The organism is Actinomadura viridis (assembly GCF_015751755.1).
Classification (GTDB): Bacteria; Actinomycetota; Actinomycetes; order Streptosporangiales; family Streptosporangiaceae; genus Spirillospora; species Spirillospora viridis.
On sequence record NZ_JADOUA010000001.1, the window covers coordinates 224,662 to 243,441 of the forward strand.

At 69.1% G+C, this 18,780-nt stretch carries 20 protein-coding genes and 1 tRNA gene; 12 read left to right on the top strand and 9 right to left on the bottom strand.

Features of this window, described 5'->3' with window-relative positions; translation table 11 throughout:
- Positions 1–9: 9 nt before the first annotated feature.
- Positions 10–798, top strand: coding sequence for a DUF6879 family protein (locus IW256_RS40695; protein ID WP_231403591.1), 789 nt, complete (start codon positions 10–12; stop codon positions 796–798).
- Here IW256_RS40695 and IW256_RS00895 read toward each other — a convergent pair.
- The 3 genes from IW256_RS00895 to IW256_RS00905 all read right to left on the bottom strand — a co-directional run bounded on the left by IW256_RS00895 (position 783) and on the right by IW256_RS00905 (position 3,743).
- Positions 783–1,670, bottom strand: coding sequence for a helix-turn-helix domain-containing protein (locus tag IW256_RS00895; RefSeq protein WP_231403592.1), 888 nt, complete (start codon positions 1,668–1,670; stop codon positions 783–785). The two genes, IW256_RS40695 and IW256_RS00895, sit on opposite strands and share 16 nt — an antisense overlap.
- Before the next feature lie 125 nt (positions 1,671–1,795).
- Complete coding sequence (locus tag IW256_RS00900; RefSeq protein ID WP_197009123.1) at positions 1,796–2,308, bottom strand: GNAT family N-acetyltransferase; 513 nt, start codon at positions 2,306–2,308, stop codon at positions 1,796–1,798.
- Between the two features lie 10 nt (positions 2,309–2,318).
- A complete protein-coding gene (locus IW256_RS00905) occupies positions 2,319–3,743 on the bottom strand; it encodes an NsdA family TPR-like regulatory protein (RefSeq protein WP_197009124.1) in 1,425 nt (474 codons plus the stop codon).
- A gap of 357 nt (positions 3,744–4,100) precedes the next feature.
- Between IW256_RS00905 and IW256_RS43055 the strand changes: the two genes are divergently transcribed.
- Positions 4,101–4,538 carry an ATP-binding protein gene (locus IW256_RS43055; RefSeq protein WP_197009125.1) on the top strand — a complete coding sequence of 146 codons (438 nt, stop codon included), beginning with the start codon at positions 4,101–4,103 and terminating at the stop codon, positions 4,536–4,538.
- A 200-nt stretch (positions 4,539–4,738) separates the two neighbouring features.
- Here IW256_RS43055 and IW256_RS00915 read toward each other — a convergent pair whose 3' ends face one another.
- From IW256_RS00915 to IW256_RS00930, 4 genes are all read right to left on the bottom strand, one after another.
- Positions 4,739–5,647: a restriction endonuclease gene (locus IW256_RS00915; RefSeq protein WP_197009126.1), complete on the bottom strand. Its 909-nt coding sequence runs from the start codon at positions 5,645–5,647 to the stop codon at positions 4,739–4,741.
- Positions 5,648–6,072: 425 nt separating this feature from the next.
- Positions 6,073–6,145, bottom strand: a tRNA-Lys gene (locus IW256_RS00920).
- Positions 6,146–6,417: 272 nt separating this feature from the next.
- A complete protein-coding gene (locus IW256_RS00925; RefSeq protein WP_197009127.1) occupies positions 6,418–6,984 on the bottom strand; it encodes a response regulator transcription factor in 567 nt (188 codons plus the stop codon).
- A gap of 40 nt (positions 6,985–7,024) precedes the next feature.
- Entirely contained in the window at positions 7,025–7,990 is a 966-nt protein-coding gene (locus IW256_RS00930; RefSeq protein WP_197009128.1) for a TIGR03557 family F420-dependent LLM class oxidoreductase, read from the bottom strand.
- A gap of 345 nt (positions 7,991–8,335) precedes the next feature.
- On the opposite strand from IW256_RS00930, the gene IW256_RS00935 reads away from it, so the two are divergent.
- Genes IW256_RS00935 through IW256_RS00965 form a run of 7 tightly spaced genes read left to right on the top strand, consistent with a single transcriptional unit; the run spans position 8,336 to position 14,534 of the window.
- Positions 8,336–9,382 carry an ABC transporter substrate-binding protein gene (locus tag IW256_RS00935; RefSeq protein WP_197009129.1) on the top strand — a complete coding sequence of 349 codons (1,047 nt, stop codon included), beginning with the start codon at positions 8,336–8,338 and terminating at the stop codon, positions 9,380–9,382.
- Complete coding sequence (locus IW256_RS42615; protein WP_197009130.1) at positions 9,379–10,233, top strand: ABC transporter permease; 855 nt, start codon at positions 9,379–9,381, stop codon at positions 10,231–10,233. The genes IW256_RS00935 and IW256_RS42615 overlap by 4 nt, the downstream gene beginning before the upstream one ends.
- Positions 10,230–11,057: an ABC transporter permease gene (locus tag IW256_RS00945; protein WP_197009131.1), complete on the top strand. Its 828-nt coding sequence runs from the start codon at positions 10,230–10,232 to the stop codon at positions 11,055–11,057. The genes IW256_RS42615 and IW256_RS00945 overlap by 4 nt, the downstream gene beginning before the upstream one ends.
- Positions 11,058–11,086: 29 nt before the next feature.
- A complete protein-coding gene (locus IW256_RS00950; RefSeq protein ID WP_197009132.1) occupies positions 11,087–11,824 on the top strand; it encodes an ABC transporter ATP-binding protein in 738 nt (245 codons plus the stop codon).
- Entirely contained in the window at positions 11,821–12,849 is a 1,029-nt protein-coding gene (locus IW256_RS00955) for an amidohydrolase family protein (protein ID WP_197009133.1), read from the top strand. Before IW256_RS00950 ends, IW256_RS00955 begins: the two co-directional genes overlap by 4 nt.
- Entirely contained in the window at positions 12,842–14,068 is a 1,227-nt protein-coding gene (locus tag IW256_RS00960; RefSeq protein WP_231403593.1) for an FAD binding domain-containing protein, read from the top strand. The genes IW256_RS00955 and IW256_RS00960 overlap by 8 nt, the downstream gene beginning before the upstream one ends.
- Before the next feature lie 25 nt (positions 14,069–14,093).
- Positions 14,094–14,534, top strand: a complete 441-nt coding sequence (locus IW256_RS00965; RefSeq protein ID WP_197009134.1) for a cupin domain-containing protein — start codon at positions 14,094–14,096, stop codon at positions 14,532–14,534.
- Positions 14,535–14,665: 131 nt separating this feature from the next.
- Here the strand turns inward: IW256_RS00965 and IW256_RS00970 are convergent, their stop codons facing one another.
- Both IW256_RS00970 and IW256_RS00975 read right to left on the bottom strand, forming a co-directional pair.
- A complete protein-coding gene (locus IW256_RS00970; RefSeq protein WP_197009135.1) occupies positions 14,666–15,211 on the bottom strand; it encodes a GIY-YIG nuclease family protein in 546 nt (181 codons plus the stop codon).
- 165 nt (positions 15,212–15,376) lie between these two features.
- Complete coding sequence (locus IW256_RS00975; protein WP_197009136.1) at positions 15,377–16,069, bottom strand: haloacid dehalogenase type II; 693 nt, start codon at positions 16,067–16,069, stop codon at positions 15,377–15,379.
- Positions 16,070–16,151: 82 nt separating this feature from the next.
- Here IW256_RS00975 and IW256_RS00980 point away from each other — a divergent pair, with 82 nt between their 5' ends.
- The 3 genes from IW256_RS00980 (at position 16,152) to IW256_RS00990 (ending at position 18,772) form a co-directional block, all read left to right on the top strand.
- Complete coding sequence (locus IW256_RS00980) at positions 16,152–16,715, top strand: CGNR zinc finger domain-containing protein (protein ID WP_197009137.1); 564 nt, start codon at positions 16,152–16,154, stop codon at positions 16,713–16,715.
- Between the two features lie 292 nt (positions 16,716–17,007).
- Positions 17,008–17,988: a helix-turn-helix domain-containing protein gene (locus IW256_RS00985; RefSeq protein WP_197009138.1), complete on the top strand. Its 981-nt coding sequence runs from the start codon at positions 17,008–17,010 to the stop codon at positions 17,986–17,988.
- A gap of 304 nt (positions 17,989–18,292) precedes the next feature.
- A complete protein-coding gene (locus IW256_RS00990) occupies positions 18,293–18,772 on the top strand; it encodes a hypothetical protein (protein WP_197009139.1) in 480 nt (159 codons plus the stop codon).
- Positions 18,773–18,780: the final 8 nt, after the last annotated feature.

Sequence of the window (18,780 nt, forward strand, 5' to 3'; positions counted from 1 at the left end):
AGCCCATTCATGCCCGAACCGGCCGAAAATCACAACACCCCGCCTTCCGGCGACGTCGACTTCGTCGGGATCGATGACGACTCGCCCGCCAACAAATGCCCGGCTGTCCTCGTAATCCCCGGCACCGGTGACGTCCTTCAAGTCGGCCGCAAGGTCACCGACCCCGCCACCCTCGCCCGGCTGGGCCGGCACACATCGATCGCTGACGACGAGGTCGCTATCTGGACGCCGGCGAACCTCAAACAGAGCCTCCTCGAAGCCCTCACCGGCGACTACGAGCCGGGCAGGGACGGCCCCGGGGAACCGACCTTCGAAGAACTGCTGGCCGGAACCGAACGATCCGTCGTCCACCTTGAGGCCCGCGATACGTACGACCCAAAGGATCCGGCCTTCATGAAATGGCAAGAGGACGGCGATGTCACCTACGAATGGGACGGCTGGATCGACCTGGTCGGCAGCGCTGTCGCCCGCGGTGTCCGGTTCCGCCGACTGAGGATCGTGTCCGAGCCTGTGAGCGACTACATCCGCTGGGAACACGCCATCAGCTACGGCAATCTCAAGGCCGGGGAGGAGCTGCGGTGGCTGCCCCGCCACCTGGCCTACGACCTACCGCACCCTGTCGCCGACTTCTTCATGTACGACCAGCGCCTCATCGCCTACAACTTCACCGCGGGCGACGGCACCGACACCGGCCGGATGGAGTACGTGGCCGACCCGCGCAAGGTCCTGCCCATCGTCGGCATGTTCGAGATGCTGTGGGAACGCGGCATCCCGCACGACGACTACACCCCAGCCTGACCATCCAACCGGTTGAGTGCGACGCGGACCCGTTCCGTCGCCGCCTCACCTGTCGCCGCCAGCGCCCACAGCCGCTTCCACGTGGCCACGTAGAGCGCGACTTCCGCCGGCTGCGTCACTGACAGGTAGCCCGACACCAGCTCCACGGTCACCAGGTGGCCGTCGGTGATGTCGAACGCCTCCTCCGGGTGCACACCTTGCCGGTCGGTGCCGACCGGGATGATCCCCAGGAACACGTTCGGCCGCCGCCGCACCTCTAGGAGGTGCCGTAGCTGATCGCGGTGCACACCGGCTGGGTACGGCCGGTACCACAGCACCGGCTCCTCCAGCAGGAAGTACCAGCGGGCATCCGGCCGGCTGAGCAGGCTCTGCCGATACATCCGTTCGGCCACCGCCAGCTCGACCTCACCATCAGGATCTGGCGTCTGCACCGCCTGCTCCACGATCACCCCGGTCAGCGCCGCGCGGGTGTAAGCCGGGGTCTGCAGCATGCCGGGAAACACCTTCGGCTGGTAAGAGCGGGCCAGCACCAGTTCCTCGTACTGCTGGCGGATCGATCTCTGCGCCGCTGGCAGGCCACCACGGTTCAGCTGCTCGTACGGGATCCACATCCCCGCCACGGCCGCCTGCTCAGCGAGCAGTTCCTCGGTCTGGCGCTCGGACGCTCCACAGATCGAGCACCACAACCGCACATGCTCCGCCGAGATCGTCCGGCGGCCCATTTCGATCATGGATACCTGGGACGCGGACTTCCACCCCGCCGATGCTGCGAAGGCCCGGCCCGAGATGCGCCTGGCCTGGCGGAGATCCCGGAGCTTGCTCCCCAAGCGTTCGCGCGCCGCTTGAGCTGACGACGATGGTGAAGGCGGCATAGTGGCTTATCATGCCCCGGTCTGATCCAGTGAGCGCGACACCGTTCACCAGGATTCACACTCACGCGGGGGCCGGCGGCGCGTGGCAGTTGGGAACGCTCGCTCCGGGGTGCGAGGAGGAAGACCTAGCAATCGGCACTCTGCTCGGGGGTTGTGGTGTCCTTGGCCAGGGCTCGGTTGATGGTGGCATCGCGGTCGCGGTAGGCGGGAATGGGGCGGTAGCCAGCGCGGGCGTAGAGCGCGAGGGCTTCGGTGTTGCGTGAACCTGTCTCCAGGATGAATCGAACGGCACCGTTGGCCTGACCCGCCCGCTCTAGCGCGGCGAGGATGCGGCGCCCTAGTCCGTGGCCGCGGAATGCTGGAGCGACGTACATCTTCTTGATCTCCGCCACTCCCGGTCCGTATGTACGGATTCCGCCGCAGGCGCAGGGAACGCCATCGGCATAGGCGACGAGGAAGAGTCCCTTCGGGGGTGCGAAATCTTCGACCGCATCGATGGGGGCGTCAGCGGCGGCGTAGCGGGCTAGCTGTTCCAGGTACAACTCGTTGGTGAGCCTGCGGGCATCGGGATGGTCGTAGGGGCGCGGTCGGACGACGCGCCGGTGGTCGCGCTCGAAGGGGGAGAGGGCGTGCGCCATGTCTCCATGGTCACGCAGTATCGAGTGCGTCATTCAATTCGGGGAGCAGGTCGGCGACGTAGGGGTTGCGGGCACGGCGGGCGAAGGCCTGGACCAGGCGCCTGACCAGCACCTGGCACCGGACCGACTGGACACCGGCCAGGCGCTCGGTGGCCTTGCGGGTGGCGGCGACAGCCGCTTCGAGATCGTGCTGGTGCAGGTGCGCTTGGACGAGATAGCAGCCGTGCAGCAGAGCGGAACGTTGGTATTCGGTCCGGAGACCGGTGGACGTGAGTGGAGTGAGGAGGTCGACGGACTCGCTGAGCAGCTTGCCGGCCTCGGCGGGCCGTCGCTGGGCCAGGTCGACGAGCGCCTGACCGGCTTCGGCGTCCAGTTGCTCGGTGTTGAGGTAGTAGAGGAACGGTGGGGCGTCGTTCGGATGGTGGTCGTCGAGATGTCGGCGGGCTTGTTCGGCTGCGTCCCGGAACGCGTGGATGTCGCCTGCGGCGGCATGCGCGGTGGCCAGGCGCCCGGCGAGTCTTGCCCGCGTTGCGGAGGAAGCGGCGCGCCCGAGTCTGGCGGCTGCTTCTGCCAGACGTACGGCGTCTGCTGGGTGGCCGGCGTGCGCACATTGGTAGGCCAGCATGCCGAGCGTGTTGGCGGTGCTCTCGGTGGCAATGGTGCGGAGTTCGCGGCTTGATGATTCGGCGGCGGCTCGGGCGGCGCGAATGGCCAGAAGGAGGTAGCGCTGGCCGGTGCCGTGGTTTCCGGCGTCCCAGTGCATCCAGCCGGAGAGTTGGGCGAGATCGGCCGTGACCAGCAAGAGCCGATCGTGTACGTCGGCTTCGCAGGCCGCGTTGCGCAGCAGGTCCAGGACGGTCCGCAACTCGTTGTGGACGTAGCGGAGATTGAGAGCGCCGCCACCTGCCCTGTCGTCGAGCAGGCGCAGTTCAGCGATATGCCGGGTGATCAGTGTCATCAGCGCGGGACGCACGCGGTCGGCGCCCACCATCCCGGCTGTTTTCCCGGGGGAGTGGTGGATCCCGTCGAGCGCTGGAGTGACGAGGTCGGGGCCGCTGACCGTGGCCGTGCCGTCCGGGTGTTCACGAGCGAGTTCGGCGATCTGCGCGACGACGTCATCGGAGTTCCACGACGCCGTCAGGCCGTGGGCCGCGGTCCTCGGAGAGCCGGCTGCCGGGGGTACCTTGTCCGGCCACAGGTCATGCGCAGTGATCACTTGGCCGAGCGCAATGGACAGGACTTCAGCAACGATCTGGGGATAGGGCGCGTAGGGGCAGAAGCCCTTGCTGATCCAGTGGTAGGGCGTCGTCGGGTGGATCCGTTCGCCTGATCTGCCGCGGACCTCCAGCCAGGAGTTGATCGCATGGGCGAGTTCGCGAGGCGTCCACTTGAGCCGAGCAAGATGCTCGACCAGAAGCGATTGTTTCGCAATCACGTGATCTCCATGCCGATTGGAACCTGCCAGCACCGTAACTCGCGAACCGGCGGCACGGGCGTGAATGGCAGCCGCATCGCTACCTTCACGACGTTCACGCGGCCGTCGAGAAGCATCACGGCCTTCACGCTTTGCGGATCTGGCCTCCGTGAGAGCGGCGCATCAGAGTGAAGGGAGTCGTCACGCGGAGTAACCGTGTAGTGGCGGCTCGGACGACTTCTTCTGGACTCGGCTTTAGGTGGTTCGCCCATGGGTGTCTCCCGCTCGATGCGTCATATCCCAGTCCGCGTTCCTGCGTGGTGCGCGCGGAGACGCCGCAGCGCCGGCGAGGGACGCCGCCGGGCGCGGCCGTTCCTGATGGCTGAAGTGTTCACGGTGCCGGCTGATCCGTCGCAGCCGGCGGTCGTACGTCAACGGCTCCGGGCGGTCTTGGGGCCGGGCCACGAGTGCGCCGACACCGCAGAGCTGGTGGTCAGCGAACTCGTTACCAACGCCATCCTTCACGGCTGCGCTCCAGGCGATCCCGTACGACTGACGATCAGGCGGCTCCCGCGATCACGCGTCGTCATCACCGTCACCGACACGGGCAGGGGACCGGGCACGGCTCCTCGCCTACGGCTCGCCGGTACCGCGGGCACGAACGGGCGGGGCTTGTTCATCGTGGACTCCATAGCCTCACGCTGGTCGGTCCAGCGGGCCGGAACCGGTCATCGGGTGCGGGCGCTACTCACCCCACAAGACCCAGAGTCGGCAAGCCGCATTGGTCTTGTGCTGCCGGACACCTTTCCTGAGTGACAGAGGCCCGGGGCCAGGCGATTCCGAGGGGCGGAATCGGGTGGCTGACGATGCACGCAGCGCCGAGTGGACTCCCCTGGGGCGGCCTGCCCTTGGTTGCCCTGTCCGCAGGCACCGGCGATTACCGCTGGAAGTGTCCCCCGCTGGGGGAACACCATGCTGCGGCAGGTCGTCCACGTCGGCGAGGGTCGATCTGCGAGTCAGAGCTCTTCGAAGAAGTCCTCGTCGACACGCTTGAGGACGTAGCGCTCCTGATCCTGTACGCCGATGTTGTGCTGGACCATGAGCCGGGCGAGGGCGGCACCGTCAATGAGGACGACGCGTGCGTTGACCCGGTCGGCGTAGTCGGTGGCGTCTGCGGTGAAGCTGCTGGTCGTCACGAAGATCCCGCGGTCGGCTTGTGCTCCGTGCAGGGCTCCGACGAAAGCTTGGATCTCAGGGCGTCCGATGGTGCGGTGGGTAGCGAAGCGTTTGGCCTGGACGTAGATCTCGTCCAGGCCGAGGGGATCTTGGCGGATCACTCCGTCCACACCGCCGTCGCCGGGCCCGCCGAGGTGCCTGATCGAGCCGGTCGGGCCTCCGTACCCCATCGCGGCCAGAACGCGCAGGACCAGGCGCTCAAGGAAGACGAAGTCGGCCTGCTGGACGCGCTCGAGGACCTCGGCCGCAACGGCTTCGTTGGCTTCCTCGATCGCGCTGGAGATCTTCTCCTGGGGAGTGCTCTGGCCTTCCGCTTCAGTCGGGGCCGGGGTCGAACGGCCAGGCCGGGTACGGCTCTTGAACGCTCGAAAGTCCTCGAACCGGTTCAGCACCTCGTTGTCGACTCGTTCCGGATTCGCTTTGAGCACCTCGCTGCCGCGGTCGGTGATCTGGATGACTCCGCGGCGCGGGCGCTGTAGCAGGCCGGCCTGGTAGAGGTAGGTGACGGCCCAGTGAACTCGGTTGTCGAACCGAGGAGTTCCGCTGTTGATGCGTTCCTGACGTTCCTCCTCGCTGATCCCGAGGGCAGGTGCGAGGCGGTCGCGTACCTCTTGGAGTCTCAACTCCTGACCGTCGGCCAGGAGTGCGAGAACCGGGGCCATGAGCGTTTGGTAGTCCGGAATCGGCACGACTTCCCCGTCTACGTCGGTCAGGTACTGAGGCCCTCAACAAGAGCGGAACTGAGAGGGATCACGCTACCCGCAGAGCCTTCGCCGAGGCAGGGATCGATACAGATCGGCAGGCGATCCTGCTGCGATCATGAACGCTGACAGTCGGCCGGGTGCCCAACCGGTTCCGGACGGACAGGAGATGGGCATCCGACAGTCCGCGCCAGCCGGGAGCAGCCGTGCGCGCCTCTCACGATGCGGCTGCTTCGGCGGTGTATAGGCCATGACAAGCGCTGGGCGAAAACGGCCGTTGCCACGGCCGTTAGTGGTCCTGGTGTCTGGGGTGGGACCGGCGAGCGAACAAGGAGCAGCAGGCCTGGGCAAATGGGCCCAAAACGACGATGGGCAAACGCTTTTGTAGTTGCGTTTGCCCAGGCCAGAGCGGGTGCGCCGTCAGGGACTTGAACCCCGAACCCGCGGATTAAGAGTCCGCTGCTCTGCCAATTGAGCTAACGGCGCTTGTCGGTGTGCCTTGGGGGAGGTTGTCCCCCTGGCGACATGAAGAAGGTTAGCAGGACCTGCGGAGCAGTGCGAATCGGTTTGGGTGGGGCGCCAGGGCCTGTCTCGGCGCGGTCTCGGGCAGGGCGGGGGCGCGCTGGCTGCCTGGTGGGGCGATGCCGGAGGCGAGCCTCGCCGGGCAGATCGCGAAGCGATGTCGCGCTCCCAAGGCCCGGTGCAGGAGGCGCGAGCCGCCAGGCGAGCGCCGTGGGTCGGGGCTTTTGAGGCAGCGCCTAGTCCCGGGGCGGGAGGATGCTCACCATGCCTCGCCACAGGGCGATGGCGGTGGCGCGGGAGCTCACGCCGAGCTTGGAGTAGATGCGGTTGACGTGGTTCTTCACCGTCTTCTCGCTGAGGAAGAGCTGGCGGGCGATCTCGCCGTTGGAGCGGCCGGTGGCGATGAGGTCCATGACCTCGGCCTCGCGGGCGGAGAGGCCGAGGGTGAGGCGGCTGGCGGCGCGGAGGCCGCGGATGAGGTCGAGGACGGTGAAGGCGCCGGGGACGAGGTGGCCGCAGGCGCCGTCGCGGAGGGCGGGTTCGGCGGTCTCCTGGTCGGGGGCCAGGACGAAGACGCGGCTGGAACGGCTGAGGGGGGCGGTGTGGCGGGCGGCGCCGGCGTCCAGGAGGACGATGTCGGGGCGCAGGCGTCCGGCCAGGGTGACGGCGTCGTGGCCGTCGGAGGTCTCGGCGATGACCTCCAGTTCGGCGCTGCCCTCCAGCAGCGAGACGACGGCGGTGCGGGCATGGTGATCGCCGTCTACTACGAGGACGCGCAGAGGGGCGGTTTCGTCGACACTCATCCCGTCTCCGATGGGGGGTTCTTGGAGCATAACCGGCCGATCATCGAGAGCCAACGAGCTGGAGGCGACCGGACAGTTCGGTCGCGTAGAAGTCGAAGAAGCCGTCGACGTCGGGGCCGGAGTTCATCAGGGCCAGGTGGTCGAAGCCCGCGTCGGCGAACGTGCGGACGGCCTCGGCGTGGCGGTCGGGGTCGGGGCCGCAGGCGACGGTGCCGCGGACGTCGTCCTCGGTGATCGAGGCGGTGGCGGCCTCGAAGTTGATCGGGTTGGGGAGTTCGGCCTGGACCTTCCAGCCGGTGAGGCCGAAGCGCATCAGGCGGTGGGCGGACGTGGCGGCGGCGGCCTCGTCCTCGGCCCAGGCCAGAGGGACCTCGCAGTAGCGGCCGCCCGTGCCGCCGGCCTGTTCGTAGGTCCTGATGAGGGTGTCGTCGGGTTCGGTGGCGAACAGGCCGTCGCCGTGTTCGGCGGCGATCCGGGCGGCGCGCTCGCCGCCGGCGGCGACGATGATCGGCGGTGGCCGTCCGGGCAGGTCGAAGACCCGGGCGTCCTCGAGGGTGAGGTGCCTGCCCTCGTACGAGTGGTAGCCGCCGGACCACAGCAGGCGGATGATCTCCAGGGACTCGCGGAGCATCTCGTGGCGGACGGAGACCGGGGGCCAGCCGGCGCCGACCACGTGCTCGTTGAGCCGTTCGCCGGAGCCGACGCCGAGCGTGAACCGTTCGTCGGACAGGATGGCGGTGGTGGCCGCGGCCTGGGCGATGATCGCCGGGTGGTAGCGGATGAACGGGCAGGTCACGCCGGTGGCCAGGCCGATGGTCTCGGTGGCGGCCGCCGCGGCGGCGAGCATCGACCAGACGAATCCGCTGTGCCCGTGGCTGTAGAGCCAGGGGTGGTAGTGGTCGCTGATCTCGACGAAGTCGAAGCCGGCGCGTTCGGCCTCGCGGGCCTGGCGGACGATCTCCTTGGGCGGGTACGCCTCGGCGAAGAGCTTGTAACCGATCTTCATGGAGTTTCCCCGGTGACGGTACGTAGTCGGGGGAAGCGTGCCCGGGATCGAGGCTTCTACACGCCGAGGGCAGCGCCGGCCGCGGCGATGGCGCCGGTGCGAAGGCCCGCACGCCTGGAGGGCCCGGCGGCGGCGGGAGGCCCGGTGTGGGTGATCTTGGCTGGTCAGAGCCCGAGTTCGCGATGAGGTGCTCTCCTGGTCGCTTGTGTACCGCAGCACACTGGTGAGCCAGGAGGTGTGTCATCCGAAACATTGAGGTGGTCGCCTTCGCCGGAGCATGGTTGTTTCTGGCCGGTGACCCCTGTCACACGGCGGCACGAAAGCAGAGTTGGGAAGGCCGTGCGGTTGAACAGATACAGAACACGAGCACTGGCGGCTCTCCTCATGGTCGGCGCCCTGTTCGTGTCGACGGCCTGCAGCGCGGGCCTGGGCGGTCCCGCCTCGTCGCGGGCGGCGCGCGACGGTGTCATCCGGTTCACCTTCGCCCCCGATCCGATCTGGGACTACATGCGGGACGAGGGGATCATCAAGGACTTCGAGAAGGAGAACGGCATCTCCATCGAGACCTCGGCGACCTGGGACGAGTTCGGGCTCTTCGCCGGCGGCCACGCCGACATCATCTCCTCGGCGTCCTTCGAGGTGCCCGGGCTGGAGGAGGAGACCGAGCGGGAGACTGTGATCATCGGGCGCTACAACTCCGAGCGGAGCCGGCTGCTGGTGCGCGCCGGCGACCCGGCACGGTCCCTCGCGGACCTCAAGGGCAAGCGGCTCGGCGTGTTCACCTCGGTCTCCGGGACGCTGGTGTGGCACGCGCTGGTGGAGAAGATGCACGGGCTCTCCGTGACCGGGAAGGACGCCGACTTCAAGATCGTCGTCGCCGACATCCAGAACCTCTCCAACCTGCTCGCCCGCGGTGAGATCGACGCCTGCATCTGCTACCCCGACCTCTCCGCGCGCGAGCTGCGCCAGGGCAGCGTCCGGGCGCTGTACGGCGGCAAGTCGTCCGCCCAGCTGTTCGCCGACCTGAAGGCGCCCGGTCACGACGGCCCGATGGGGAACGTGTTCGTCGCCCGTAAGGACTGGGTCGACAAGCACCCCAAGGAGGTCGGCGCCTTCCTGGACCTGTGGTCGCGCGGTCTCAGGGAGTGGCGCGAGCACCGCGACGAGATCATCGAGCGCTACCCGCAGCACTTCGCCGTCGAGTCCCCCCAGGACGTGCGGTTCATGAAGGACTACGTGGCCGAGCGCGACTGGGTCGTCCAGGACGTCCGGTTCGACAGGAAGTGGGCGGAGGCCGAGAGCGGGATCTTCGACCTCATGCGCGAGACCGGCGTCATCGGCGACGACGTGCAGGACCCGAAGTTCCTCCCCACGGCAGGAGAGCGCCAGTGACCTCGCCGATCGTGACCACCGAGCCGCCCGTCCCCGCGCCCGGCCGGGACCCTCTGAACGAGCGGGGCCGCGGCAGGCGTCCACGACCCGACGGCGCCCGTGGCCCCTCGCGATGGCTGGTCTCCCTGGTCTCGCTACTGGCGGCGCTGGCCGCCTGGGCCGCCGCCGCGTGGATCATCGACGACAACATCCTCCCGGGGCCGTTCGAGGTCTTCGGGCGCGTCGCCGGCTTCGTCGTCTCCGGTGAGGCGTTCACCAACTTCGCGGCGAGCATCGTGAAGATCGGGATCGGTTTCGCGCTGGCGCTGGCCGCGGGCCTGCCGATCGGGTTCGTCATGGGCCGCAGCCGGTTCATGTCGACCTACTTCTCGACGCCGCTGTTCGTGCTCGGGAACGTTCCAGGTCTGGCCTACGCCGTCTTCGGGCTGGTCATCTTCGGCGTGGGCTCCACCGGCCCGATCGTGGTGTCGGCCCTGGTGGCCGTCCCGTTCATCGCGATCAACGTCGCCGAGGGCGTCCGTTCGGTCGACGGCGGGCTGCTGCGCATGTGCCGGGCCTTCGAACGGCGGCCCGCCGACGTGGTGCGCCACGTGTACCTGCCCGCCATCACGGCCTTCGTGTTCGTGGGCGTCCGCTACGCCTTCGCCATGGCCTGGAAGGTCGAGGCCCTCACCGAGGTCTTCGGCGCGAACAACGGGGTCGGCTTCATGATCCGGCGCGCCTACCAGGAGTTCAAGGTCGCCGACATGCTCGCCTGGACCATGTTGTTCATCGTCGCGATGGTCCTGATCGAGCGAGGGCTCGCCCGGGTCGAGAACCGGGTGTTCGCCTGGAGGAAGGAACTCGCATGACCACCGCAACCGCGCCGGAGGCGACCTCCCGTCCCCTGCCGGAGGAACGCAGGGCGTCCCTGTGGTCGCGACGCGGACGTTCGGCGTCGTCCTCCGCGATCGCGCTCGCCGCCTCGCTGCTCTCCATGCTCGCCGTGTGGCAGCTCGCGGCCGTGTACGGGCACCGCGTCCCCTCGATCGGCGAGACGATCGGCCGGCTGGCCGACGAGGCCGCCGGCGGTCACTTCGCGACCAACCTGGCCGTGAGCATGAACCGCTTCACCCTGGGCCTGCTCGCGGCGCTCATCGTCGGGACGGCCCTGGGCGTGCTGATGGGCCTGTCCCGGTTCGCCGAGTACGCCCTGGCCGACCTGACCATGGCCGCGCTCGCCGCCCCGGCCGTGATCTGGGCGCTCCTCACCACGATGTGGTTCGGGTTCGGGTGGCTCACCCCGGTCACGACGGTCTTCCTCTCGGCCCTGCCCTTCGTCGTCGTGAACATCGCCAAGGCGGTCCGGGCGGTGCCCCCCGAACTCGTGCTCATGGCCCGTTCGTTCGGGGTGAGCCGGGCCCACGTCCTGCGGCACATCGTGGCCCCGGCGGTCGCCGGCTCGGCGGTCGCGGCGGTGCGCTTCGCGATCATGAGCGCCTGGAACGGCCTGCTCCTCGCGGAGTGGTTCGGCTCGATCTCCGGCGTCGGCTGGCGCTCCCGCTACTGGTACGACGCCAACCAGCTCGACGGCTTCCTCGCCTGGGTCGTCGTCTTCATCGCCTTCCTGGTCCTCGCCGACCAGATCATCCTCGGCCCGATCGAGCGCTTCGTCACCCGCTGGCGCAACGCCTGAGCGGCGCATCCCTGCTCGGAAGGAAACTCATGGCCTCCATCGAAATCGACGGCCTGGTGAAGGAATACCAGAACCGCCAGGGCAGGCGGACGCGCGTGCTCGACGGGATCGACCTGTCGATCAGCGGCGAGACGTTCGTCTCCATCGTCGGCCCCTCCGGCAGCGGCAAGACGACGCTGCTCAACATCGTCTCCGGCATCGAGACCCTCAGCGGCGGCTCGGTCCGCCTGCGCGCCGGCGACCGCGACGCCACGGTCGGGTACGTGTTCCAGGACCCGCGGCTGCTGCCCTGGCGGACGGTCACGCAGAACCTCAAGTTCGTCCAGCGCGACCGTTCCGGCTGGGAGGAACGTGCCCGGCACTACCTCGACCTGGTCGGCCTCGCCCATCTCGGCGACCGCTACCCGGCCCAGCTCTCCGGCGGCCAGCAGCAGCGGATCGGGATCGCCCGGGCGTTCTCCGTCGAGCCGGACATCCTGCTCATGGACGAGCCGTTCAGCCATCTCGACGCGATGACCTCCCGCTCCCTGCGCGAGCACCTGGAGCGCATCTGGCTGGAGTCGCAGCGCACGGTCATGTTCGTCACCCACGACGTCACCGAGGCGGTCCAGCTCTCCGACCGGATCATCGTCCTGGCGCCGGGCGGCCGGATCCACGAGACGATCGAGGTGGACCTCTCGCGCCCGCGCCGCGCCTCCGACCCGGCCGTCGCGATGCTCCAGGCCGAGGTGCTCGCCCGCTTCGAGGCACTGGAGGCGGCGGCGTGACGACCCCCGCCACCGGCCGGACCGGCGCGGCCCCCAGGGTGCGGCGGGGCGTCATCGACGTCCACGCGCACTGGCTGCCCGAGGAGCTGTTCGGCCTTCCGCCCGGCTCGCCGGTCCCGCCGCTGAACGCGCGGGGAGGAGAGCTGCACCTCGGTGACGTCCCGCTGAGCATCGCCGCGTCGGCGATGAGCGACCCCGCGCGGGTGCTGGCCGAGACCGACCGCGCCGGGCTGGGCGCCCGGGTGCTGTCGGCCCCGCCGTTCGCGTTCCCCGTGGTCGCGGACCCCGGCGTGGCCGAGTACGTCGGCCGCTTCAACGAGGCGCTCACCCGCCTCTGCCGCGACAGCGACGGCCGGCTGCTCGGCCTGGGCCTGGTCTCCCTGCACGACCCGGCCGCGGCCCGGGACGAGATGAAGGCGATCGCGGCGTCGGCGGTCGTCCGCGGCGTCGCCGTTCCCCCGCTGGTCGGCGCCACCTCGTTCGACGAAGGCCCCCTTCACGAGGTCGCCCGCGTCGCCGCCGAGCTGGGCCTGGCCGTGCTGGTCCACCCCATGCAGCTGCCTCGGCCGGAGTGGGGCTCGTACTACCTCGCCAACCTGGTCGGGAACCCCACCGAGACGGCGACCGCCATCGCCTCCTGCGTCCTCGGCGGGCTCACCGAGAGGCTCCCGTCGCTGCGCATCTGCTTCGTCCACGGCGGCGGGTGCGCCCCCGCGCTCCTCGGCCGGTGGCGGCACGGCTGGGAGCGGCGCGCGGACGTCGCCGCCGGCACCGGCCGGACGCCGGACGAGGGCTTCCGCGACCTGTGGTTCGACACGCTCACCCACGACGGGCCGGCGCTACGGCTGCTGCGCTCCAAGGCGGACCCGGACCGGCTGCTGTGCGGCAGCGACCATCCCTTCGACATGGGCGTGGACCGCCCGCAGGACCTGCCGGTCGCGGAAGGCATCGGCGCCGGGGCCCTGGAGGCCGCCGCCCGGCGCTTCCTCGACCTGCCCGAACCCGGGAGCGACGACCATGCGTGAAACGACCATGCGTGAGACGAACGGCCGCCACGACTACTCCGGCCGGCGGGCCCTGGTCGTCGGCGGCTCCATCGGCGGCCTCACCGCCGCGCTGCTGCTGCGCCGCCTGGGCTTCGACGTGACCGTCTTCGAACGCACGCCGACCGACCTGGACGGCCGGGGCGGCGGCATCGTCCTGCAGCCCGACACGTTGCGCTGGTTCACCGAGTGCAGCGAGCAGCACCCCGAGCAGGTCAGCACCGGGACCCGGTACGTCCAGTACCTCGGCCCCCGCAACGAGATCCTGCACCGCGACCCCAGGCCGTGGCGGTACACGTCCTGGGGCACGTTCTACCGGGCCCTGCTGGCCGACTTCGGCACCGAGCGGTACCACCTCGGGGAGTACGCCGCCGGGTTCGACCAGGACGACGACGGCGTCGAGGTCCGTTTCGTGTCCGGACGCCGCGAACGGGCGGAACTGGTGGTGTTCGCGGACGGGATCGGTTCCGCGAGCCGCAGCCGGATCTCGCCCGGCAGCGTCCTGGAGTACTCCGGCTACGTCGGCTGGCGCGGCACCGTGCACGAGTCCGAGGTCTCGCCCGAGACGTTCGAGCTCCTGCACGACTCGATCAGCTTCAGCGTGGCGCCGTACACGCACATCAACATCTACCCGATCCCCTCGAACGAGGGCGGGCTGACGGCGGGGAACCGGCTGCTCAACTACGTCTGGTATCGCAACGTCGCCGAGGGCGCCGACCTCGATGAGCTGATGACCGACAAGCGCGGCTTCCTCGGCAAGGTGTCGGTTCACCCCGGGCAGGTGCAGGACCGGTTCGTCGAGGAGATGCGCGAGGTGGCCGGGACGGTGCTGGCGCCCGCCGCGGCCGAGGTGGTGCGCCGTACCGAGCAGCCCTACCTCCAGGCGGTCTACGACGTCGGCGCCGAGCGCATGGCCGTCGGCCGGGTGGCGCTGATCGGCGACGCGGCCAGCGCCGCCCGCCCGCACGCCGCCGCCGGAACGGCGAAGGCCGCGGCGAACGCCTGGGCCCTGTACGACGCCCTGGGCGAGGCCGACGGCGCCATCCCCGCCGCCCTGGCGAAATGGGAGCCGGGCCAGCTCGAACTCGGTCAGCGCCTGCTGCGCCGGGTCAAGGAGATGGGCACCCGTTCGCAGGTCGACTGCACGTGGGTGCCCGGCGACCCCGACCTGCGCTTCGGCCTCTACGGCCCGGGCCAGTGACCACGACGTACGAGAGGAACACCCCATGACCACCACGCCGGCCTTCCTGACCGACGCCCCCTTGGCGGGCACCGTCGTCGCCACGGACTTCGAGGGCTGGTCCGACGCCCTCCGCGAGGAGTTCGAGACCCACGCCCACGACCCGCACGTCGGCTCGCGGCTGCTCAGCGAGAACGACCGCGTCCGCGTGTGGGAGATCCGCCTCGAACCGGGGGAGCGGTGGCACGCGCACCGGCACGTCCTCGACTACTTCTGGACCGCCGTCAACGCCGGCCGCAGCCGCCAGCACACCGCCGACGGCACCACCCGCGAGGTGTCCTACGCCGCAGGCGAGACCAGGCACTTCACGTTCGGCGCCGGAGAGTTCCTCCTGCACGACATCGAGAACACCGGTGACGGCGTCCTCGTCTTCACCACCGTCGAGCACCTCGACTCGGCCAACCCGCCGCTGCCACTGACGGACTGACCCCGTTCAGGCCCGCGCGAACGCCCCTGGCGAGCAGCGAGCAGTTCCCGAGGTGGAGGGCCTGGTCACATAGCCGGTGACCAGGCCCTCCCCTTGAACCCGACGCGTCTACAGGCCGTCTCCGGCGCCGCTCAGGTGGCGATGGGCAATTCGCGTGCTCGCCGGCGCGCTTCCGCGCGCAGCGCCGTGAGCCGGGCATGGAAGGCGTTGTGCCGGTTCTGGTCCAGGTTCAGCGGCAGGTCCAGCTCTTGCAGCAGAGCCGACTCGACCGTCCACGGCTCCGGGTGCTCGATCCAGCAGACCCGGGCGTGCTCGTGCATCCACTCCGTCAGAGCGGCCTCGCCCTTGTGGGTGAAGGTCAGTCGCGTGCCGCTGCCGACTCGGCGGAGTTCCAGTCCCAGCAGGCACCCGAGCGTGAGCCGGAGCGTGGACCCGTACGCGTTGCCCCGGTAGTGATAGCGGATGCGCTTACGAAGGTGCTGGGAGCTGGGCCGCTCGGACATCCTCCGAGGCGAGATGCCGACGTACAGCAGACGGCCGGCGGGCAACTCCCCGCTGGGCGCCGCGGTGAAGTGCCACCCGTAGACCCCGGGCACCGCAGGGACCGGGCAGTCCCGCGCCATGACCTCCCCCCGCGTCCACAGCCGGTCGGGAGCCGCGAGCAACGAGCCGTACATACAACCTCCTCACCCGAGTCTGGAGACCATCTCCTCTGCCCCGCAAACGCCAGGCCGCTTTCGGTCTGCCGCCCGAACCATAGATCAAGATCTGCGGACGGGGTGTCATGCGAGGTTCTGACGGGTCGTGGGACGTTCGCCGGGTGGACGTGGGGATCGGCCCGCCTAGCTCGCCGTCAGCGTGGCGACCAGTTCGTCCAGCCCGTCGAACCGCCAGTCGAAGACATCGGAACTCGTCGGCGGGTCCCCGACCGGTCGCCGGACGTACGCGGTCCGCATCCCCCTCGCCTGAGCCCCGCGGAGGTCCCAGGCGTGGGCGGCCACCATGAGTACGCGGTCCGGTGGGCATCCGGCGGTGTCGATGGCGAGCTGGTAGATCTCCGGCGCCGGCTTGTAGGCCAGGACGGTCTCGCTGGACAGGGCTTGGTGCCAGCGCAGCCCGGCGTGCGCGTTGAGTTTCAGCAGAGCGGTGCGGCCGGCGTTGGAGAGCCCGAGGACGGGGAACCGCTGCGCGAGCCGTTCGAGAGCGGCGACGGAGTCGGCCCAGGGAGGCAGGCGCCGGCCCGCGGTGGCCAGCCGGGCGATGGCCGCCGGATCGGTGAGCCCGGCATGGTCGGCCACGCGTTGAGCGGCCTCTCGGTCGAGGATCTCGGTGCTGACGTACGCGCGGTCACCTTGCCCGATGCGCCGCTGCTCGCGCTCGACATGCCGCTGCCACAAGGCGAGCAGCTCGTCGACGGACGCGTCGTCGGCCGCGGGCACCGCGTCGCGGATCTCCGCTCGCAGCCCGCCGGGTTCGTCGACCAGTGTTCCGAGGACGTCGAAGACGACGACCTCGATGTCGTGGACCTGGGCCATGCGTTCCCCCGTACGTGATGACGTCACCGGTTCAACAGGTGACGATCTTGCCGTCGGGAGCGTCACCGGTCAAGATGGTGACGTGGCTTTCGCGTTCGTGAGCGGCGACCCGGCCCTCGATCTGGCCGGCACCGTGGGGTCCCGTCGAGACGAGCCCGTCGATCTCCTGGCGGCGCCCGCGGACCTTGAGCGCTGGGTGGCCGAATGTGACGACCTCCCCGGCGGTGTCACCGCCGACCTCGCGGGCTTCGAGTCCGCGCTGTCACTGCGGGAGGCGATCTACCGGCTCGCTCTGGATCGCGTTCTCGACCGGCCCTTCGATCCGGCCGGCCTCGAGATCGTCAACGGCACGGCCGCCGGGCCGGTGCCCACGATCAGCCTCAGTGACGCAGGGCTGCACATGTCGGGAGACCTTCTCTCGGTACTTTCCCAAATAGCCAGAAGCGGCATTGCCGTACTCGCCGATCCCCACGCCTGTCTCAAGGAGTGCGGTCGCGCAGGGTGCACCCGCATCTATCTCGACCGTTCGCGCGGCGCCCGGCGTACGTGGTGCGGGATGGACGAGTGCGGCAACCGAGTCAAGGCCGCGGCCTATCGAGCGCGCAGGCGAGCTTCGACCACAGCCGAGGGCCGGGGTCCGAGGTGACCGCCTGACCTCGGTCCTCGGGCGGTCGTTCTGCCGGTTGCTGGATCTGCTCTCTCCAACGGAGCAGGTGCGCACCACCGACGAGCACTGGTACAGGCGCGAGATCGCTGCAGGTGCGTCCGAGAGGCAGGATTGTTTACCGGTTTCCGATACCGGCCAGGGTGGGCGCCGGTGGGGCCAGGTTCGCACGGTGTACGTGGTCTCCACGATGACCATCTGAGTCAGGCACCGTAAACTGGCACCATCACGTTCGCCTCCTGCGCGAGATGATCGCCATGGCCGGGGGACTCTCATGCGGGAAACGGTGTTTCGGAGCGACGAACTGCCCGCAGCGGATCGGTTCGATCACGTCCGCGAACTGATGTCCCTGTCGCCGCTGCTCATGGACGCCAGCAGCGATCACAGCGAGAACCTATTACTCCATCAGCGAGACCTGCAGCTCGACGCCGTTCGCGTGTGGTCGATGACGTTCCAGCCCATGAACTTCCATCGGACCGCGAAGCTGATCCAGCGCTCCGACCCGGAGAGCTACAACTTCTGTCTCCTCCTGAACGGTGAGATGGGCGTCAGCTTGGGCGGCCGTGAGGCCATCTATGGTCCCGGTGAACTGTACATCAATGACTCGTCGCAGCCTTACGACATAGCCGCTCGCTGTTCGGACGGCTTGGTCTCCTGCGTGGGTGTGGAGATCCCAAGGCGACTTCTGAGCCTGCCCCCAGAGCGGGTGGATCGGCTCATCGGACGGCCGATTCCAGGACGGCACGGAATGGGTGGTCTGCTGGCCCAGTTCCTCAGGAACCTGACCGGTGACGCCACGTCTTATCGGCCCACGGACGGTTGCGGGCTGGGGCTCGTGGTGAGCGACCTGGCCGGCGCGCTGATCGCGCACCATACGGCTGGCGAGGAGCGCGACTCGCGGGCGGAGCCCAACCGGCGCAGCATGGTGCTGCGGATTCGCGCGTTCATACAGAACCACCTCGACGATCCGCACCTGAGCCCGCGCACGGTGGCCGCGGCGCACCATATCTCGCCGAGCTACCTGCACCGGCTGTTCGAGGACGAGCCGCGCACCGTCGCCGCCTTGATCCGCGATCTGCGCATGGAACGCGCCCGCGGTGACCTGGCCGACCAGGCACTTCGCTCCACACCTATCCACGCCATCGCCGCACGCTGGGGCTTCCGTCACGCCGCCCATTTCACTCGCGCCTTCCGGAGTGCCTATGGAATGGCTCCCAACGACTATCGGTGTCAATTTCTCCAGGACGCCGAGTAGTGCTGCCATTGCCGGGGCCGTGGGCCTCGGTCGCCTTGAAGTCCAATGAAGCGTTCCGAGCCGTGGGAGATCTCGCTGACTTGCCGGTGGGTGAGGCCGCGAACCGATGCCCCTGCGTACTCGCCGTATGGCCGCTGTAGGTGGGTTGCCGGGCGGGTGGACGCATCGTCAAGGAACTGTGGACTCTGTGCTAATGACCCTCTGGCCGACCGGCGCCAAGATTGAACTCATCGCCCACGCCGATCGGAATGGTCCGCCAAGACGGCCGGCCGGAGGTCGGCGGTTCCGTTGAGAAAGGACGGAGATGAAGCGCAGTTCAAGGGTGGCCATTCTGGCGTCGGCCACGGCGATGGCGGCCTCCGGTATCGCCGTCACCGCCCCGTCCGCGTACGCCCATTCGGAGAGCGAGTTGCCGGGGATCTGCGGATCCTCCTCGTACTTCATCGTCAACGACGGGGGAGGGATCGGCGGCAAGGCCAAGCGTCCCGTCACGACCCCCAGCGGAGCCCGGTGGGGCTACGTCTACCTCCTCTACAGCAACAGCACCGGGAAGAACTGCGTGGTCACGCTCAAGACCACCTACCACGGCACCCCCTCACTGACCGTCGCCGAACTTCGCGTCCAGGACGGGGACAGGCCCGTGGACAAGGGCGACTACACGCACTATGCGGACGTGCAGGGGAACGCCGCGGGCCGGTGCGTCAGCTACAGGGGCATCATCTGGGATCCGAAGAACAGCGTGATGGCCTCGGGAGGCCGCTCTTCGTGGGGCAACTGCGGCTGACGATCAGT

Coding starts and splice junctions, on each gene's coding strand:
- IW256_RS00970 (WP_197009135.1), bottom strand. CDS start 15,211: ATGTACGGCTCGTTGCTCGCGGCTCCCGACCGGCTGTGGACGCGGGGG.
- IW256_RS00930 (WP_197009128.1), bottom strand. CDS start 7,990: ATGAAGATCGGTTACAAGCTCTTCGCCGAGGCGTACCCGCCCAAGGAG.
- IW256_RS43055 (WP_197009125.1), top strand. CDS start 4,101: ATGGCTGAAGTGTTCACGGTGCCGGCTGATCCGTCGCAGCCGGCGGTC.
- IW256_RS00985 (WP_197009138.1), top strand. CDS start 17,008: ATGCGGGAAACGGTGTTTCGGAGCGACGAACTGCCCGCAGCGGATCGG.
- IW256_RS00900 (WP_197009123.1), bottom strand. CDS start 2,308: ATGGCGCACGCCCTCTCCCCCTTCGAGCGCGACCACCGGCGCGTCGTC.
- IW256_RS00990 (WP_197009139.1), top strand. CDS start 18,293: ATGAAGCGCAGTTCAAGGGTGGCCATTCTGGCGTCGGCCACGGCGATG.
- IW256_RS00965 (WP_197009134.1), top strand. CDS start 14,094: ATGACCACCACGCCGGCCTTCCTGACCGACGCCCCCTTGGCGGGCACC.
- IW256_RS00895 (WP_231403592.1), bottom strand. CDS start 1,670: ATGCCGCCTTCACCATCGTCGTCAGCTCAAGCGGCGCGCGAACGCTTG.
- IW256_RS40695 (WP_231403591.1), top strand. CDS start 10: ATGCCCGAACCGGCCGAAAATCACAACACCCCGCCTTCCGGCGACGTC.
- IW256_RS00950 (WP_197009132.1), top strand. CDS start 11,087: ATGGCCTCCATCGAAATCGACGGCCTGGTGAAGGAATACCAGAACCGC.
- IW256_RS00945 (WP_197009131.1), top strand. CDS start 10,230: ATGACCACCGCAACCGCGCCGGAGGCGACCTCCCGTCCCCTGCCGGAG.
- IW256_RS00925 (WP_197009127.1), bottom strand. CDS start 6,984: ATGAGTGTCGACGAAACCGCCCCTCTGCGCGTCCTCGTAGTAGACGGC.
- IW256_RS00975 (WP_197009136.1), bottom strand. CDS start 16,069: ATGGCCCAGGTCCACGACATCGAGGTCGTCGTCTTCGACGTCCTCGGA.
- IW256_RS00960 (WP_231403593.1), top strand. CDS start 12,842: ATGCGTGAAACGACCATGCGTGAGACGAACGGCCGCCACGACTACTCC.